Raw genomic sequence first — 1546 nt, forward strand, 5'->3', positions numbered from 1 at the left:
GAGAGCCTGAGCCTAGGTGTGCGGCTGAGGTCATCGACTTACAAGGCACTCCTCGCCTACGCCCGCAAGGCCGGGTTCGATCCCGGACTGGAGATCGTCGGGGAAAACCAGCTTGCCGAAAGCCATGGCTGAGCTGCCGACATTCGATCGAAGCGAGCTGGACGGGAGCATCCCGGCGCGTTTCGACAAAGTGGTGCGCAGCTTTGCCTCGCACGTGGCGATTGGTGGCGGCGACCGGCCATGGACCTATGATGAGGTCGACCGGCGGACCAATCAACTGGCCCGGGCGATCCTCGAGCGCACGCAGCCGGGGAACGGATGCGTCGCCTATCTTGTCGACCATTCGCCCGAGATGGTGATATGCGCGCTGGCCGTGCTCAAGGCGGCGAAGGCGTTCCTGTGCGTCCATCCGGCTATGCCGCTCAAAGCGCAACGTGACATCATCGGCGATGCCGCCCCGGACCTGCTGCTGACCGACGCAGCTCACGCTGCAGCAGCGCGGGACCTTGTCGGCGATGAAAGCCGGCTTCTGCTGCTGGAAGACATCGACGCGCGGTACTCCGCCGATGCGCTGCACGTTCCAGTCGAGCCGCGTGACCCGGCCGCGATCTTCTACACATCGGGAAGCACCGGGCGGCCGAAAGGTGTGGTCAAAAGCCATCGCACCGTGCTGCACAGGGCCTGGCTTTGTGCAGGGTATGACGGGTTGGCCCCCACAGACCGGCAGTCTCTTCTGACCTATTGCAGTTTCGCCTCGTCGGAGGCGGATGTCTTCGGCGCGCTGCTAAATGGAGCCACGCTGGAACTCTACGATGCCGCATCGCGCGGTCTCGGCGATCTCGGCGCGTGGATCGACGAGCGTCGCATCACGCTGCTGCACCCGCCCGTCATGCTGTTTCGCAAATATCTGGAGATGATCGACGGCCAGGGCCTGCATCCCTCGGTCCGGCTGGTGGCGCTGGCAGGCCAGACGGTCATTGCTTCCGACATCGAGCTATGGCGCCGCCACTTCGCCCTGTCCTGCGACTTGCGCCATCGTTTCTCTTCCACCGAGGCCGGCCACATCGCCGTGGCATCGGTGGCTCCGGGCGAGACACCTGCGCCAGGCACGGTGCCAGCGCCTCGACCCGTCGCCGACAAGTTTCTTCTGGTCGTCGACGAGGACGGGCAACCGGTCGAACCGGGCGCTGTCGGCGAACTCGTCGTGCGCAGTGCCTTTCTGGCCGACGGCTATTGGCGCCAGCCTTCCGAAACGGCGAAATATTTTCGCGACGCTCCCGGTTTCCCCGACCAGCGCCTGTTTCACACCGGCGACATCGGCCGTTTGTCGAGCGATGGCAGTCTTGAATTCCTCGGGCGCCGCGACGACCAGGTCAAGGTTCGCGGCTATCGCGTCGAAACGCGGGAAATCGAGCAGGCTCTCCTGCAGCTTCCAACGGTGGATGAAGCCGCCGTCATCACCGAACTCCGCCAGAATGCGCACTCGATTGCCGCCTTCGTCGTGATGAAGCAGGGAGCCTTGTTCCGGGCTGACGCTCTGAAGGCC

The 1546-nt window shown here is 64.5% G+C and carries 1 protein-coding gene; it reads left to right on the forward strand.

Translation table 11 applies throughout. The annotated features are described in order from the left end of the window. Nucleotides 1–112 precede the first annotated feature (112 nt). The coding region (locus EN993_RS35645; RefSeq protein WP_164758056.1) for an AMP-binding protein at nt 113–1546 on the forward strand (1434 nt) is incomplete at its 3' end.

The sequence above is a fragment of the Mesorhizobium sp. M7D.F.Ca.US.004.01.2.1 genome, assembly GCF_003997785.1.
GTDB classification, from domain to species: domain Bacteria; phylum Pseudomonadota; class Alphaproteobacteria; order Rhizobiales; family Rhizobiaceae; genus Mesorhizobium; species Mesorhizobium loti.